Genomic DNA, 14,975 nt, shown 5'->3' on the forward strand with positions numbered 1-14,975 from the left:
CCTTTAAAAGGGTTTTAGACAATCCTCCGAGGTGTCATAAGTGGGTTCTCATGACATGATGTTTATAAATCCTACAATTATTAGGTCTTTAAACAAGAGTAAACTTCGAAAAAGAATAGTATATTTCCTATATGATGTTCATCCGCACGGGACTTACTTATCTGAATTATCTCGAAGAGTTAAATCAGATCCGAGTAACGTATTAGGTTGCTTAAAAGGTATGGGAAATCGATACAATGGCAGTTCTTCGCTTATTGAATTAGGTTTAGTATCTTGCGATGGAAGAGAAGGTATGAAAATATATCAAATGACGGAATATGGAAAGACTGTTGTAGAATATTTAAAAGATTATGATTCTTCTGATAAATGGTGAAATCATGGATAGATTTGATTATACAAGCGATTTAGAAGATGGTAAGATGAATACAGAAGTTGGGTACTATAACGATATTTCAATAATAGAGGAAGAAGAATACATGAAAAATTTTAGATGCATGGACTATGCAGTTGAATATCTAAATAATGAATTACTGGGCACATTTTTTAGGCAAGGTTTAAAATTTGGAATATACAAAATAATAGATCTACATATGCCTACAAAAGAAAACTTGCTTTCCATGCTAGAATATCCAAATAAAGATTTTATATTGAAATATGTAAATACCGCAGTTAGCTTAGGGCTTATCAGAGAAAATTATGATGATAATACCTTAGAATTAAATAATGAATTTAAGTATTCATCTATTCACCCAAAATACCAAGATTTAATGGATGACTATATTGCACAGTACGACTTCAGAACAAGTCTATTTCAATATGCTTTAATAGGATATAATCATCCAGAGATACTATTAAACTTCAAAAAAGATGCAGATATCTGGGATATGTTATTAAATACTGAATTTATGGACATAACAAGAACTGCAGCTTTTGAAGTATTGGATATCAAAAAAGGCGATTATGTATTAGATATAGGTTGCGGTTCTCGCTCTCCATTGTACTTTAGCTCAAAGGTAGCACCAAATGGTCAGTATACTGGTGTAGATATATCTAAAAAGTTAATTAAAATGGCAGAAAGTAGGTTAGAACGAAATGGAATCGAATGTGCAAAGTTAAAAACATTAGATTTTAGCGAAACTATACCTAAAACCAAATACGACAGCGTAATTTGTACACATACGCTTAGTTATGCAAAATCTCCAAGAGTATTCTTAAGAAAAATGATGGATTCATTAAAAAAGAATGGAAAATTAATAATAATTGAAGAATTCTTTAAAGATTCAGCAAATGTTAGCATAGAATTGTTTGAATTCTACCAAAGCCTAAACAAATACTTTATAGGGTATTTATCAAGATCTGAAATTATAGATACCTTAGAATTATTAGGTTATGGATTTAAATATAAATTCTTGGGAAATTGCGGATTATTGATTGAAAAAATTAATTAAATTATTTTTTTATTTTGATATTCATTTCCTTAATCATTTAATGTATCTGTTTTGAAATTTCATTAATAATACTACATATTTCATCTAAATTTTCTATAGAGATATGATTTAAATCTAATTTTTTTATTTCTAAAACCACCCCGTCTTTTAGTATTCTATTTTGATTTGGGCATTTTGTAACTAGTGATTTACCATTTGATAATTTAATATGTTCATTTATTTGTTTTGAAAATTTATTCGGATTTTTTGAATTTATAAATAACGAAATACCTTCTTGATTTATGAATTCGGAACCATTTATCTTTTCTTTTAAATACATACAATATTCTACATATTTTTGATAAGTTTTTTTTGCATTTAATGTTTCGTACTTTATTGAGCCATAAATATTTGGAATTTTATAGGTCTTTAATATTTTTTTAGCACTATCCTTTATCTTTTTTGAATTTTCTGATTTATCAACTAATTCCATGAAATCATTTGAAAGACCGAAAAAACCACCATATTCACAATTTATAATCTTTGGAGAACCTGTAGAACATACTACTACATCCCCATAACCGCAATTACCTCCAACTTTCCCAGAAATGTCTTCGAAGAGTATGACATTATATTCATTACATAGCTCAGCTATTTCTTTTATTTTTTGGCTTTGTAAGTACCCTACAGACGAAGTAATAAATAAAACATTTAATATATCCTTTGGAATTGATTCGTTGCTTTGCTCATAAACTAGATTTTCAAAAAATGTTTTTAAATACTTTGGATTTATTACGCCATCCTCAGTTTTCAAACTAATTATGTCGAAATTCAATAGTTCAGAATAATTTTTAAAACCATTCCATGCCCCCATATCGGGTATTATGGCATTAACACAATTTTCAAGGTTTGAATTTTGAGAATTATAAAAATTTAAGATATTACACGCCATGTATATAGCAGCGTCCCCAGATGGCAAATAATGTATATGGTAATTATTTTTGAGAATAGAATTAATAACTAACGAAGTTTCTTGTTCATCTCCTTCTTTTAAAGTCAGCGCTTCCATACATGGTTTTCTATATGGCAATACAATCATTAAAATCTCCTCGACTAATTTAAATTTTTAATAAATGGTATATTATTCCAAAAGTTATTACAAATGTGATTAATAAATACAATATTAACGTTCAAGGTATTAACTTATTTATTTGGTAGGACATATATTTAGATTAATTATATATATTAGTTTTTTTAATATGTATTATTAGTTTAATATAATATCTTGAATATTGAATTAATTAGTATATAGAATATTATAATGTAATACATATTTAAACAATGATGAAAATTTAAATTTAAATTTAAATTATAACAAAAGACATGATTTAATCATTTAATTAAAATAATAATGATGGCGAATAGCGATAGTGATATTATGGACCCAAAAATAAGTTACTTTCAAACTTTTCTACATGCTGCAAAAACTAAAAGCTTTTCAAAAGCTGCTAAAAGATTAGGCGTTACACAAGGTACCGTTAGTAATCATATATCAGTGCTTGAAAAGTTTTTTGATGCGCAATTATTTTTAAGGACTCCCGAAGGCGTTGATTTAACCGTTGAAGGAACTATATTATTAGAAAATGCGGAAAAAGTTTTAGAATTCATTAATAACTCAAAACAGCAAATGAAAATGTTACATGAAAACCCTGAAGGTATTATTAGGATTGCTGCAAGTACCACACCAGGTGAATACTTGATACCAAGTATTATAAAAGAGTATAAAAAAGAGTACAAAGACGTTAACTTTGAAATTCAAATTACAGACTCAGAAAAATGTTTTAAATTGCTTGAGGAAAGAAACGTTGATATTATCGCAGTTGGAAACATATACGACAAGAATTACGATAACATCGTTATAGGTAAAGATAGATTAGTTTTAGTAGTACCTAATGACCATTCATTGGCTAAAAAACCAATTGCAAAACTATCCGATGTATTAAAAGAAGATTATGTCGATAGGGAAGTTGGTTCAGGAACTCGTGAAATATTAATAGATGCATTGAACAAAAAAGGATATTCAATGATGGATTTACACACTGTTATGAGTTTAGGAAGTACGTCATCCATTATTACGGCAGTTTCAGAAGGTTATGGAGTAAGTATCATTTCAGAAATTCCTGCAAAAAAATCAGCAGAAGCAGGCTTCTTAAAAATAGTGCCAATAGAAGACTTAGATCTTACAAGATACTTGTACTTAGTTAGGGGTAAAAGACCTAAAAACCCTAGTGCTATAAAATCATTCTGGGATTTCGTAAAAGGAGATTAATTTAAGTACTTAATTATTTAAGTATACGCATTATAAATTAAAATTAGCTTAATTTATATTATTTATTTTTTTTCAATATGTATTTAGTATTTTTAATTGAATAATTAAATTAAAAACAAATCATTATGTACATATAGTTATTTACATATAGTTAGTAAAATATAATAAAAAATGTTTAAAATTAATTATGTTTAAAATTAAATTGATATTAAATTGATTAATTAAATCTTAACTTCTAAATAGTTTTAGAGATATTATTTAAAAAAATAGTGGTGAGCAAATGTTTAAAGCAGTTTGTGATGCAAAAGACTTCAAAAAAATAATCAATGCTACAAGTAACTTAGTAGATGAAATATGTTTCGAAGTAGATGAAGAAGGAATTAAGGCAAGTGCTATGGACCCTTCACACGTGGCTTTAGTCAGTTTAAACATTCCTAAAACCGTATTTTCAGAATACATCAGCGGAATACATGATTTAGGTATAGATTTAGAAGCCTTAAAAAAGATAATGGCAAGGTCTAAAAGTAACGATAAAATAATTATGGAATATGATGAAGAAAAAAATAAATTGCTTACTACGTTTAAAAACAATGTTACAAGAAACTTCTCAATGGCATTGTACGACATTTCATCAAATAATTTAAAAGTTCCAGAGATAGAGTACCCAAACAAAGTATCTATCAAAGCAGGTGCATTTGTAGAAGCTTTAAAAGACTCAGAATTGGTAAACGACCATATTATCCTAAGCGTTAATTCAAGTGATAACCAATTTGTAATATCTTCAAAAGGAGATTTAAACTACAGCGAAACAATATTCTCACTTTCAAAATCAGAAACTGAAGTTGTAAGTTCAGAAGCGGAAAATGAAGGAGCTGGAGAAAGCGAAGAAGTTATAAACAACGTAATGGTTGACTATAAAGTATTAGAAAACTCAAAAAGTACTTTCAATCTTGCATACTTAAAAGATATAACAAAGTCTACTGCATCAGAAGATATTTTAGATATATACCTCGGCGAAGACATGCCTGTTAAAATAGAATACAATATTGGTGGCGCTAAATTAGTATTTTTACTTGCACCAAGAATTGAATCTTAATTGAAGTTAATACATGAAAATACTTCAATTAAAAATTTTAGTAAATAATCAATAACTAGCTAAGAATTTAGTAATAAATAATAACTAAAATAAGTGAAAATATGTATAATAAAGCTAAAAATGCTTTTTTTGATGAAATAGCATCTCCAAAATTGCTTAAAATACCTGAAAGTCTTTATTCAGATATTAAACAGTATGTGGAGAGCATTTCTAAAAAAGATAATGTCAACGATGTAGATATAAAAAAAATCAATCGTGTAAAATACTATTCGTCTTCATTATTAAAGGTAAGATTATATAAAATTATTATTTTAAATGAAAATCCCGAATTATTAATTGAAGATGAAAAGGAAATTTATAAGATTATTAACAATCTTATAGATACCACTTTATTTAGTGACAACTCTGATTTTTTAAACAATTTTGAAAATATTATCGATGCTTCTGTTAAAAATTATGGCCTTGATAGTGAAAAAAGTATGCAAATTAGGGTCGAAAATACCGTATTGCAATCTAATGATAGATCGAATGGTTCTAACGAATTATCTGGAAATTTAAAAGAAAATTTTGAAAAATTAAGTGAAAATTTTGGAAAAAATGAACTTAAAAACGATTATTCTTTAAATTTAGACTCTGATTTTCAAGATAATGTTTATAAAAATATAGATGATGAAATACCAAAAGTTATAAATACTGAAAGAGATATTCATATTGTAAGAGTCAATCACAAGTTTCCATATTTTACTGATGGGAATTGTGTTTATGGTTTAAATAAAAATGATTTAATTTCTTTAGATGGGAGATTTTCAAAAATTTTAGAGAAACACAATATAGTGGAACAGGTGACTATTTATGAAAATGAAAAAGAAAATTAAAAGATATTGTCCATACTGTAAAAAACACACCGTTCATACAGTAGAAAGAGCTAAAAAGAGAAAAGCAAGTGAATTGAGAAGAGGTCAAAGGTTATTCAGAAGAGTAACTGCAGGTTACGGGGGTTACCCAAGACCATTACCTGGTGGAGCAAAACCAATTAAAAAATTGGATTTAAGATACAAATGTGCAGAATGTGGAAAAATGCACACAAGAAGCAACGGTGGATTCAGAGCTAGAATGTTTGAATTAGTTGAATAAGTATAATTCAACAAATTTCTACATTTAATTTTTTAATAGATATTGAAATAAAGGTGAGAAACATGGAATTAATACCAAGACCAAAAAGCAGATTTTTAAAAGTACAATGTACAGATTGCAACAACCAACAAGTTTTATTTGGTTGCCCATCAACAGTTGTTAAATGTACAGCATGCGGTAAAACAATTGCAGAACCTAAAGCTTCAAAAGGTTCAATAAAAGCTAAAATACTCGAAGTATTACAATAAGTTATACATTCGTATAATATTTGTAATCATAAAACTCTTCTTTTTTAATCATTGAAATTTAACATTGTTTTATAATCATTTATTCTATTATGAAAATTATTGTATAACTTTATATATTATACATTAATATTATATTGATATAGTATAATTTTAATTTTGTAATTTGTAATCAATTGTTAAATTTATATTATTACTTATTTATTTCGGAAAATACATATCATAAAATAATAAGTTAAGATAAAAAGAAAAAATAAAAAAGAAAAGTAGCTTAAACTTTTTTAGTAATATATTATAAAATTTAAGGTGTAATATCATGAAATCTAATTTTCCAGAAGAAGGCGATATTGTAATAGGAAATGTAAGTGACGTTAAATCATTTGGTGCATTTGTTGAATTATTAGAATACCCTAAAAAAGAGGGTATGGTACACATCTCTGAAGTTTCATCAGGTTGGATCAAGAACATAAGGGACCACATTAAAAAAGGACAAAGAGTTGTTGCAAAGGTTGTAAGAGTAAATCCTAATAAAAATCAGATTGATTTATCATTAAAAAGAGTTACCGACCAGCAGAAAAGAGCAAAAGTTCAAGAATGGAAGAGATTCCAAAGAGCTGAAAAATTATTACAATTTGCATCAGAAAAACTTGGTAAATCTTTAGAAGACGCTTGGAAAGAAGTAGGATACACAATTGAAGAAGAATTCGGAGAATTATATGTTGCATTTGAATCATTAGTTATCGAAGGAGAAGAAGCTTTTGAAGATATGGACATTCCAAAAGATTGGACCGAAGAATTATATAAGATTGCAAAAGAAAACATCGAACTTTCAAATGTTAAAGTGGATGGTATGTTATCCCTTTCAACAACAGAACCAGATGGAATAAAAGTAATTAAAAAAGTAATTAAAAAAGCAATAAAAGCTAACCCTTATGAAGATGTTCAAGTTGATGTATCATATATAGGGGCTCCAAAATATAGACTTGAAGTAATTGCTCCAGATTATAAAAGCGGTGAAGAAGTCTTAAGAAGTGTAGCTAACGAAGCTATAAAAGATATTGTTAAATATGCCGATGGAAAAGGCGACTTTATAAGAATTGAAGAATAATTGTGTAGATAACTACATAATACATAATATACTCACAAAGGTGAGATGATGCAACTAAAAAAATGCACATTATGTGGGGAATACACAATGCAAGATGTCTGCAGGTGTGGTGGTAAAGCAATAACAGTTAAACCACCCAGATATTCGCCATTAGATAAATACGGAACATATAGAAGAGCTTTAAAATTTAAAGATAGAGCCAACCTAAACGAATAATAAAGTAATAAAAATAAAATTAACAGAATTAATCAAATATTTTATTACAACCCAACTTCCTATTTTTAAAATTTATATATTTTTAACTTAGTTTAGATTATTTCATAAAATCAAATAACTAAGGTTAAATAATTTAAGTATCAAAATAATTAAAAATTCAATTGAAAATTGAAACTTTTGATTTTTAAATCTTTAAATCTTTAAACATCTAAATTTTTGATATACGTTAAACATTGTGATATAATGAGTGATATATTCGAATTAAGATTAAATTCTGGAAAGTTACTTGAAGAAAACAAAAAAGTTCACGAAATAGGTGTTATTGCACTTGGTTCTTATCTAGAAAATCATGGTTCAGCATTACCTATCGATACAGATATTAAAATAGCGTCGTACGTGGCTTTGAATGTTGCATTGAAAACAGGTGTAAAATTTTTAGGCACTGTTTGTACATCTACAGAGTATGACTATGTCAAACATGGCATACATAACTCCTTAGAAGACATAACTTCTGAATTAGAATATATAATCATCAAATATTCGAAAATAGGTGTAAATAAATTTTTAATAATTAATTGCCACGGCGGTAATTCTGATATTTCCAAAAAAATAGATTTCTTAAAGGAAAATGTCAAAAAAAGACTCGAAACCAATTACTGCGAAGAGTCATATTTAGATTTGGATTTAGGCCATCTTAAAAAAATAAAACATAATTTTAAAGATTATGGAAATGTCGAAAAATTAAAAATTGATATAAAATCCTTTGGATACATTCACGCCTATAGTGAAGAATTATCGATTGGGAAATATATTGGAATCTACGAAGAGAAAAAAATGGATAAACATAATCCTTTAAACTATGAAGAAATAGGAATGGTCGGATTGGTGGAAGCACGTCAAAATAATAAATATATTAATGAAGAAGCTGAAATGGTTGAAAATAAACCTGCAATCGTAGATGTTAATTATGGTAAAGAATTAACAGATCACATGATTAACGATAGTATTGAGTGTATTACAGAATTTTTAAAGGAATAGATATAATAAAATAAAAAATATAATAAAACTTAAAATAAGTTTAAGCTAATTTCAAATGTAAATTAATATATAATAAGACATCTCAATAAATTATAATTCAAAGATAAATAGTCTAATTAATATTTGGTGATAGTATGGTATGGGAAAATTCTCCTTCGCATATATGTAGAGGCGGAGATTTTAGGGGTCTTGCATTTTGTTGCCCTCCGGTTAAATATTGTCCATTACATAAAGCAATTGAAGTTCTTGGAATAACCCCTGACGAATTTTCAAAGCTTAAAGAGGATTTTGGAAAAAAAACAAGGCTAGGAGAAGGTAAGAATACCTGTTTTGGTAGCTTAGTTTGGTGCTGTAAAATAACAAAACCTTGTCCATTTAGAGATAGTGAAATGCTAAAAATAGGAATGGGCGAAGACGAGTATATGGAATTAAAACAAAAGCTTTCCGAAGAAATTTTAAAAAGTTCTAAAATCATTCAAGCGACAATTGAAAAATTTGCTGAAAAAGGAATTCCAAAAGAAGTTGCTGAAAAAGCTATACTCGAAACGGGCGATTTAGTTGAAGCTTATAAAGAAGCTCAAAAAATCGTTGCAGTTAGTGAAAACAAATAGAACGACAATAATGATAATGATAAAAATAGTAATAAAAATAATCAAATAAAAAAATTATTGCTAATATATTAAATAATAATATATTAAAAATTAATTCTTTTTTTAATACCATTATATAAATCAATTGAATTTCCATTTAAAAATGCCGACATCGTGTATATAACTCCTGGAGGCATTATTTCTATCGCAGAACCTTTTTCAACATAATAAACATTGTCAAAAGCAAGTAATCCACCATATATCATTCCTGCAATTTTTTTAAGGTCTTTAACCTCTTTTAATGTAATAATTACTACGGGATCGTCAGTAGTAATACCAGAATAACCTATACCGTGAATTTCTTTAGGGGTATTTGAAACACTTGACGAGCAATCATAACCATATTTTTTTCCTATTTCTTCCACAAATAAAGCTGCTTCATCTACAAAACTCTCGCCACAATAAGTATCAAAGGATATTATTATAGAATCCCCATATTGTGACTCGGTTTTAGCAATTGCATATGAAACACCTTCATCAGCATCTTCAGGGGTATTTGAAACACCGTTTAAATCGTCATAACTTTCCGCATATTTATGTAGTAAATTAAATATTGATTGATTAACTTCATTTACAAGACCTTCAGGTACTTGCGAAGTTATTACAATATCATCGCCAGTTACGTTTGTAATGGTTGATTTTACACCCAGGTCTTTAAATAAATTTCTTAATTCCCTATTTATTTTCGAATTAACTTCAGGATTAGTACCCACGTCATTTGAAGAGATATCTACGCTTATAGAAGATATGTAGTTTACCATAAATTCACTTCCATGATTTGAATTATGCTTATATCTTAACCGTGCTTATAATCGTAATTATAATTACAATTGAATTAAATTGAATTAAATTGTAAAATTTTTAATATGATTATTATGTTTCATTTAATATATAATATCTGAGATTTAAATTTAAAATAAAATTAAAAAAGCTAAATTTTAAAATTTCTAGAAAATTCATTCATTGAGGTATAAACGCCCAATCTTCGAATTTTCTCATTCATTGTATGGGTGGTATCTTCACTGAATTTTTTTAAAACATAGCTATCATATTTAAATTCGACATCTGTTTTTGCGTCAACCAGTACAAGACCTTCGGCAGGTCCAATTTGCGAACCCACCTTGAGTTTAGGGTTAAAAACTTTTTTCATATATTCTTCGATTTCTTCATTATTCATGTTCGAGATACCGATTTTTGAGATTAAACCAATAATTTTTCTAACCATGTTCCATAAAAAGCTCTTTCCATAAATATCCAAAGTTATAAAGTATTTATCATCTGAAACTTTTATATCATAAATTGTTCTGACAGGATCTCGGTTTTTCTTTTTATCTCTCTTAGATAAGTTATGAAAAGAATGAGTTCCAATCAAGCATTCTGAAACTTTTAAGACCCTGTTTAAATCGTGCAAATTACCGTATATGTCAACTTTTGGTAAGATATACCTATAATGCCTATGTTTCACTTCTGGAAAGCTATCTATTTTCTGATACCCTAAAACCCATATACCAGAACCATTACATCTTGAATATATATGCGATAATATGGGCTCTTTATCTAAATCATAAATTACAAAATTTCCAAGTGCTGAAACACCCAAATCTGTTCGACCCCCGTAGTATAAAGGTTTCTTAAACGTTGATAAATAACCACAATCTACTAAAATATTTGTTAAAACGTCACATACGGTTTTCTCGTGAGGTTGCAATTGAAAACTATATCTTCCATCATATGCTACTTTAAATATGTACATAATATCTCCAATTAATTTAATTTCAATATATCAATAAGACCTAAATTTTGTGATAATAGCAATAGAATATATCTAATTATTAATCGATAGAATAGATATATTATAATTAGTATATACAATATAATTATTATCAAATATCGTATCCTACATATGAATTAATGATTTATTAAATTATCTTTTATGAAAATGAATCTAAAAAAGGTGTAATTTTGAAATATTTACTTATAGACCCCAAAATATCAGGCATTTCCGGAGATATGTTAATAAATTCACTTTTGGATTTAACAGAACGGTATGATCTTATAGAGGACGTCATATCAAAAATAAATGAATTAGAAAATTGTAAATGTATTTCTGTAGATATTTTAAATATGAAAAAATTAGGAATAATGTCAAAATATATGGAAATTTTAATAGATGAAAAAAAGTTTCACAATCCTGAAATGCTTAAAAAATGTGTCTTAAAAGTATGTGAAAAATTGAATATGGCTGATGAAAGCATTTTAACCTGCGAAAACATTGTTGATGACCTAATACTTGCTGAAAAAAACATACATGGTGAGGATTTCCATTTACACGAAGTAGCTTCATTAGATACCGTTTTAGACATTGTAGGTAGTATATATATTTTGGAAAAGTGCGAATATTCATTAAATCAAATCATATCGACGTATCCTGTTTTAGGAAATGGATATGTAAATATAGACCATGGTATATTGCCAGTTCCGGTTCCTGCAGTTTTAGAAATACTTAAAAAACATAATGCACCATTTCAAAGACTTCAAACTCCAAAAAATGATAATTTGGATGAAATAGAAGTGGGCGAGCTTACAACACCTACTGGAATAGCTATATTATGCAATATAACGTCAGAATTTTGTAAAAGTTATCCTTCATCTAAAATTTTAAAAATAGGATATGGTGCAGGTACTAAAGACTTAAAACATACTCCTAATATATTAAGAGTTTTAGAAATTAGCAATTTGGACTTTGAAAATATTTCAGAGGAAAAAATGGCACTATTGGAAACTAATGTCGATGATATATCAGGGGAAATTATTGGACACGTGATTAACAAAGTAATGGAAGAAGGTGCTTCTGATGTCTTTGTAACGCCCGTTATCGGTAAAAAAAATAGACCTGCAAACAAAATAACAATTATTTGTAAATATGCAGAATTTGAAAAATACACAAAACTTTTGATGGAAGAAACTGGCACACTAGGAATTAGAATAACTGAATTTAACAGATACGTTGCAGATAGAAAATTATTACACATGTTAGTAGAACTTAACGATAGAAAATTTAGAATAAATGTAAAATACTCGTATATAAACAATAAATTGGTGAATATAAAACCAGAATACGAAGATTTAAAAAGAATATCTGAAGAACTAGAAATTCCATTAAGAAAAGTTTCTGAAATTGTAAAAAAACAATTTGATGAAAAAAGATTATTTTAAATATTCTTTAATCTTTTTGGATATATTTTGATATTTAACTATTTTTTTAATATTTTTAAAATTATTATTTTTATTTTAACTATTTTTATTTTTAATTTAAAGGAATTACCAAACTTTTAAATCAATTCCTTCTATTAATACCCTGTTTCCTTCTGCCTCTACAACTACGCCACTATGTACTTTTTGCATCATGCAGTGCGTAGGTATAAACTTCACAGTTTTTCCAACTTCTGGCATTTTACCTTTTGAAACGATGCCTTCAAAAGCCATTATAAGAGCCACGCCTACATTAACATAGTCCTTTTTCTCACCCGTTACCCTATGACACGGTCCTTCGATGTGTATAACGTGCATACCATGCGAAATATCTATTATCTTAGCGAAATGAGGCAAAGGGCATGCCAACGGCCTATATTGAATATAGTCGCCTATTTTTAAATCTTTAGCTAGTGGACTTGTAATTAACAAGGTTTCCCTGCATGAATGTTCATCCCGAAGTGGATCCAATAAAAAATCTGCTTCATAACCATCGATTAACCCAGTAAGCTCTTTATCGGTAGAACAGCAACCTTGTACTTTAGTTTCAGATTTTTTAATATTTTCAGTTATTAAATCTTTATTTTGATTTAATAAATCAGTTAATTCCTCAAAATTAGATTTAAAATCATCTTTTAAAAGAAATGGACATTTTTTAATATCGTCACCTAATAAAACGCTCTCAGTAAACAAGTCACATCTTTTAAAACCACAAGCTCCACAATTGTAATTAGGTAATAATTCGTTAATCATAGATTCCAAAGTTTTTTTATCTGAATTAGCCATATTCTCACCATTTAATAAAAAATATTAAAATTTATAAATATTATTCTCCCACGTACTTTGTAAATCCATCTATTCTTCTTAAAACTCCCCTATGGTACTTTTTAGCAATTCTTGTTTCTCCTACGCATAAAGTACATACGGAAAGTGGTGCATTATGCCTTAAAAGTTCATTTTCCAAATCTGTTATATCTTTAGCTTCGGTTATTTCTTCGGCTATTTCTGCACAACCTTGACCACTCAATCCATTTACGTCATAAATAGTACAGTTTGGATTCATTTCGAGCACTCGCTCCCTAAAAACTTCCCTTTCAGCTTGCGAAATTATATCTCCTTTTGTAATTGCTACAACATCTGCACTTGTTAAAAATGGTCCAACTTTTCTAGGCGTATTTGGACCTGACGTAGCATCTATCACACAAACACCTAAACTGTTTTTAGTATATGGTGCACAACGGTGGCATAAACCTGCGGTTTCAATAATTAAGGTATCGGTATTTTGCTCCTTAGCCCACTCCACCATTTCTTCAATATTATATATGGCAAAATGATCTGGACACATATCTTTACTAAGACCAATTAAAGTTGGAACCCCCAATTTACCATATCGTACATCATCATCCGTATATAAACAGTCTATCTTAATAACTGAGGTTTTTTTACCTTTTTTTTGCAATTGTTTAATTGTGTGAGTCATTACAGATGTTTTCCCCGCTCCCGGGGTACCTGCCACAATAACTACTTTCATAAATTCACCCAAAGATATATTTTATATTATTAAATTATTGTAATATTATTGTAAAATTATTATAAAATATTAAAATTATTGTAAAAATTAGATTTAAAAATATAAGTTAAATAATTGGCTTATTTAATATTTAATATTAATAGATAATTAGCATGTTTTACAAGTATTTTGGATATCTCCAATACTTAACTTCTCACCATGCCTTACTTTTTCACGCATTGAAAGCATCCAACCATCTAAATCGTTTAATCGTTTTGAAACTTCTTTTTCCTCGTCTGATGTCTCAATTATTTCAGTCATAGCTCCATTTTTCATTACAACTCGCCTATTAGTCATTAATGCCAAAACAGGGTCATGAGTAATTACCATTACAATTTTACCATAGCCTGCGAGTAACTCTAAAGCTTCGTGCTTTTTAATTCCTGCGTTTTCAATTTCATCAATCAATACAATAGGAGAGTCACTTATGACGGCTACATCTGCAACCATTAAACTTCTAGATTGCCCTCCACTTAATATTGTAAGGTTATAATCTTTTTTAATCGGTTCTCCGGTTAAATTATTTGCAAGGTCTATTACTTTATCAACTAAACCTTCAGAATTTATTCCCCTACTTTTCGCGTGCATTATTAAAAACTCTTCGACAGTCATGTCTGCTAAAAAGTTCATATTCTGAGATAATTGAGCAATTCTTCTTTTTCTAGGGTCTCTTCTCATATCGGAACTTGGAATTTCGTTGTTAATCATTATTTTCCTTCCTGAAACGGTATCTCCTTGTGATAATTGTTCAATATCACTTATCAAGTTTGATTTACCGCTACCTGTAGGGCCAACCACTCCAAAAATTTCTCCTTTTTTTACAATTAATTCTTTGACGTTTTCAGGATTTCCGCACTTATCAACGCCACCAATTATCTTAATTTCTTTGATTTCCATAACTTCACCATCC

Annotated in this window: 18 protein-coding genes; 12 read left to right on the forward strand and 6 right to left on the reverse strand. The window is 28.3% G+C overall.

The features are described 5' to 3' along the window. The first annotated feature begins 55 nt into the window (after positions 1-55). A complete protein-coding gene (locus J2127_RS02115; RefSeq protein ID WP_209590791.1) occupies positions 56-373 on the forward strand; it encodes a helix-turn-helix domain-containing protein in 318 nt (105 codons plus the stop codon). A gap of 4 nt (positions 374-377) precedes the next feature. Then, entirely contained in the window at positions 378-1,448 is a 1,071-nt protein-coding gene (locus J2127_RS02120) for a class I SAM-dependent methyltransferase (RefSeq protein WP_245326411.1), read from the forward strand. 37 nt (positions 1,449-1,485) lie between these two features. On the opposite strand, the gene J2127_RS02125 is transcribed toward J2127_RS02120, so the two are convergent. Continuing rightward, complete coding sequence (locus J2127_RS02125; RefSeq protein ID WP_245326412.1) at positions 1,486-2,526, reverse strand: hypothetical protein; 1,041 nt, start codon at positions 2,524-2,526, stop codon at positions 1,486-1,488. Between the two features lie 339 nt (positions 2,527-2,865). Here J2127_RS02125 and J2127_RS02130 point away from each other — a divergent pair, with 339 nt between their 5' ends. From J2127_RS02130 to J2127_RS02170, 9 genes are all read left to right on the forward strand, one after another. Then, positions 2,866-3,756 carry a selenium metabolism-associated LysR family transcriptional regulator gene (locus tag J2127_RS02130; RefSeq protein WP_209590045.1) on the forward strand — a complete coding sequence of 297 codons (891 nt, stop codon included), beginning with the start codon at positions 2,866-2,868 and terminating at the stop codon, positions 3,754-3,756. A 280-nt stretch (positions 3,757-4,036) separates the two neighbouring features. Further along, on the forward strand, positions 4,037-4,852 hold the full coding sequence (locus tag J2127_RS02135; protein WP_209731774.1) for a DNA polymerase sliding clamp: 816 nt from the start codon (positions 4,037-4,039) through the stop codon (positions 4,850-4,852). A gap of 101 nt (positions 4,853-4,953) precedes the next feature. After that, entirely contained in the window at positions 4,954-5,727 is a 774-nt protein-coding gene (locus tag J2127_RS02140; RefSeq protein ID WP_209731775.1) for a DNA replication complex GINS family protein, read from the forward strand. Continuing rightward, positions 5,705-5,986, forward strand: a complete 282-nt coding sequence (locus J2127_RS02145; RefSeq protein WP_013180702.1) for a 50S ribosomal protein L44e — start codon at positions 5,705-5,707, stop codon at positions 5,984-5,986. The genes J2127_RS02140 and J2127_RS02145 overlap by 23 nt, the downstream gene beginning before the upstream one ends. 62 nt (positions 5,987-6,048) lie before the next feature. After that, the gene (locus J2127_RS02150; protein WP_013180703.1) at positions 6,049-6,234 is read left to right on the forward strand and encodes a 30S ribosomal protein S27e; all 186 of its coding nucleotides are present in this window, start codon (positions 6,049-6,051) and stop codon (positions 6,232-6,234) included. A gap of 313 nt (positions 6,235-6,547) precedes the next feature. Beyond that, complete coding sequence (locus tag J2127_RS02155) at positions 6,548-7,339, forward strand: translation initiation factor IF-2 subunit alpha (RefSeq protein WP_209731776.1); 792 nt, start codon at positions 6,548-6,550, stop codon at positions 7,337-7,339. A gap of 48 nt (positions 7,340-7,387) precedes the next feature. Then, positions 7,388-7,555, forward strand: coding sequence for an RNA-protein complex protein Nop10 (locus J2127_RS02160; protein WP_209731777.1), 168 nt, complete (start codon positions 7,388-7,390; stop codon positions 7,553-7,555). A gap of 252 nt (positions 7,556-7,807) precedes the next feature. After that, positions 7,808-8,593, forward strand: coding sequence for a 2-amino-5-formylamino-6-ribosylaminopyrimidin-4(3H)-one 5'-monophosphate deformylase (gene arfB / locus J2127_RS02165; protein WP_209731855.1), 786 nt, complete (start codon positions 7,808-7,810; stop codon positions 8,591-8,593). 134 nt (positions 8,594-8,727) lie between these two features. Further along, the gene (locus J2127_RS02170; protein ID WP_209731778.1) at positions 8,728-9,204 is read left to right on the forward strand and encodes a methanogenesis marker 9 domain-containing protein; all 477 of its coding nucleotides are present in this window, start codon (positions 8,728-8,730) and stop codon (positions 9,202-9,204) included. A gap of 83 nt (positions 9,205-9,287) precedes the next feature. On the opposite strand, the gene J2127_RS02175 is transcribed toward J2127_RS02170, so the two are convergent. After that, positions 9,288-10,004, reverse strand: coding sequence for a hypothetical protein (locus J2127_RS02175; protein WP_209731779.1), 717 nt, complete (start codon positions 10,002-10,004; stop codon positions 9,288-9,290). Between the two features lie 170 nt (positions 10,005-10,174). Then, positions 10,175-10,996, reverse strand: a complete 822-nt coding sequence (gene truA / locus J2127_RS02180) for a tRNA pseudouridine(38-40) synthase TruA (protein ID WP_209731780.1) — start codon at positions 10,994-10,996, stop codon at positions 10,175-10,177. A 209-nt stretch (positions 10,997-11,205) separates the two neighbouring features. Between truA and larC the strand changes: the two genes are divergently transcribed. Next, a complete protein-coding gene (gene larC, locus J2127_RS02185; RefSeq protein ID WP_209731781.1) occupies positions 11,206-12,459 on the forward strand; it encodes a nickel pincer cofactor biosynthesis protein LarC in 1,254 nt (417 codons plus the stop codon). A gap of 105 nt (positions 12,460-12,564) precedes the next feature. Here the strand turns inward: larC and J2127_RS02190 are convergent, their stop codons facing one another. From J2127_RS02190 to J2127_RS02200, 3 genes are all read right to left on the reverse strand, one after another. Further along, entirely contained in the window at positions 12,565-13,281 is a 717-nt protein-coding gene (locus J2127_RS02190; protein WP_209731782.1) for a (Fe-S)-binding protein, read from the reverse strand. A 40-nt stretch (positions 13,282-13,321) separates the two neighbouring features. Beyond that, positions 13,322-14,026 carry a GTP-binding protein gene (locus tag J2127_RS02195; RefSeq protein ID WP_209731783.1) on the reverse strand — a complete coding sequence of 235 codons (705 nt, stop codon included), beginning with the start codon at positions 14,024-14,026 and terminating at the stop codon, positions 13,322-13,324. A gap of 147 nt (positions 14,027-14,173) precedes the next feature. After that, a complete protein-coding gene (locus J2127_RS02200) occupies positions 14,174-14,962 on the reverse strand; it encodes an ATP-binding cassette domain-containing protein (protein WP_209731784.1) in 789 nt (262 codons plus the stop codon). Positions 14,963-14,975: the final 13 nt, after the last annotated feature.

It is taken from the genome of Methanococcus voltae, from assembly GCF_017875395.1.
GTDB classification, from domain to species: Archaea; AGJL01; Methanococci; order Methanococcales; family Methanococcaceae; genus Methanococcus; species Methanococcus voltae_C.

What these genes read in the sequence shown, in the direction of transcription:
- J2127_RS02195 (WP_209731783.1), bottom strand. Translation starts at nt 14,026, where the DNA reads ATGAAAGTAGTTATTGTGGCAGGTACCCCGGGAGCGGGGAAAACATCT.
- J2127_RS02125 (WP_245326412.1), bottom strand. Translation starts at nt 2,526, where the DNA reads ATGATTGTATTGCCATATAGAAAACCATGTATGGAAGCGCTGACTTTA.
- J2127_RS02170 (WP_209731778.1), top strand. Translation starts at nt 8,728, where the DNA reads ATGGTATGGGAAAATTCTCCTTCGCATATATGTAGAGGCGGAGATTTT.
- J2127_RS02130 (WP_209590045.1), top strand. Translation starts at nt 2,866, where the DNA reads ATGGACCCAAAAATAAGTTACTTTCAAACTTTTCTACATGCTGCAAAA.
- J2127_RS02115 (WP_209590791.1), top strand. Translation starts at nt 56, where the DNA reads ATGATGTTTATAAATCCTACAATTATTAGGTCTTTAAACAAGAGTAAA.
- J2127_RS02190 (WP_209731782.1), bottom strand. Translation starts at nt 13,281, where the DNA reads ATGGCTAATTCAGATAAAAAAACTTTGGAATCTATGATTAACGAATTA.
- J2127_RS02155 (WP_209731776.1), top strand. Translation starts at nt 6,548, where the DNA reads ATGAAATCTAATTTTCCAGAAGAAGGCGATATTGTAATAGGAAATGTA.
- J2127_RS02120 (WP_245326411.1), top strand. Translation starts at nt 378, where the DNA reads ATGGATAGATTTGATTATACAAGCGATTTAGAAGATGGTAAGATGAAT.
- J2127_RS02140 (WP_209731775.1), top strand. Translation starts at nt 4,954, where the DNA reads ATGTATAATAAAGCTAAAAATGCTTTTTTTGATGAAATAGCATCTCCA.
- J2127_RS02135 (WP_209731774.1), top strand. Translation starts at nt 4,037, where the DNA reads ATGTTTAAAGCAGTTTGTGATGCAAAAGACTTCAAAAAAATAATCAAT.
- truA (WP_209731780.1), bottom strand. Translation starts at nt 10,996, where the DNA reads ATGTACATATTTAAAGTAGCATATGATGGAAGATATAGTTTTCAATTG.
- J2127_RS02150 (WP_013180703.1), top strand. Translation starts at nt 6,049, where the DNA reads ATGGAATTAATACCAAGACCAAAAAGCAGATTTTTAAAAGTACAATGT.
- J2127_RS02200 (WP_209731784.1), bottom strand. Translation starts at nt 14,962, where the DNA reads ATGGAAATCAAAGAAATTAAGATAATTGGTGGCGTTGATAAGTGCGGA.
- J2127_RS02160 (WP_209731777.1), top strand. Translation starts at nt 7,388, where the DNA reads ATGCAACTAAAAAAATGCACATTATGTGGGGAATACACAATGCAAGAT.
- J2127_RS02145 (WP_013180702.1), top strand. Translation starts at nt 5,705, where the DNA reads ATGAAAATGAAAAAGAAAATTAAAAGATATTGTCCATACTGTAAAAAA.
- J2127_RS02175 (WP_209731779.1), bottom strand. Translation starts at nt 10,004, where the DNA reads ATGGTAAACTACATATCTTCTATAAGCGTAGATATCTCTTCAAATGAC.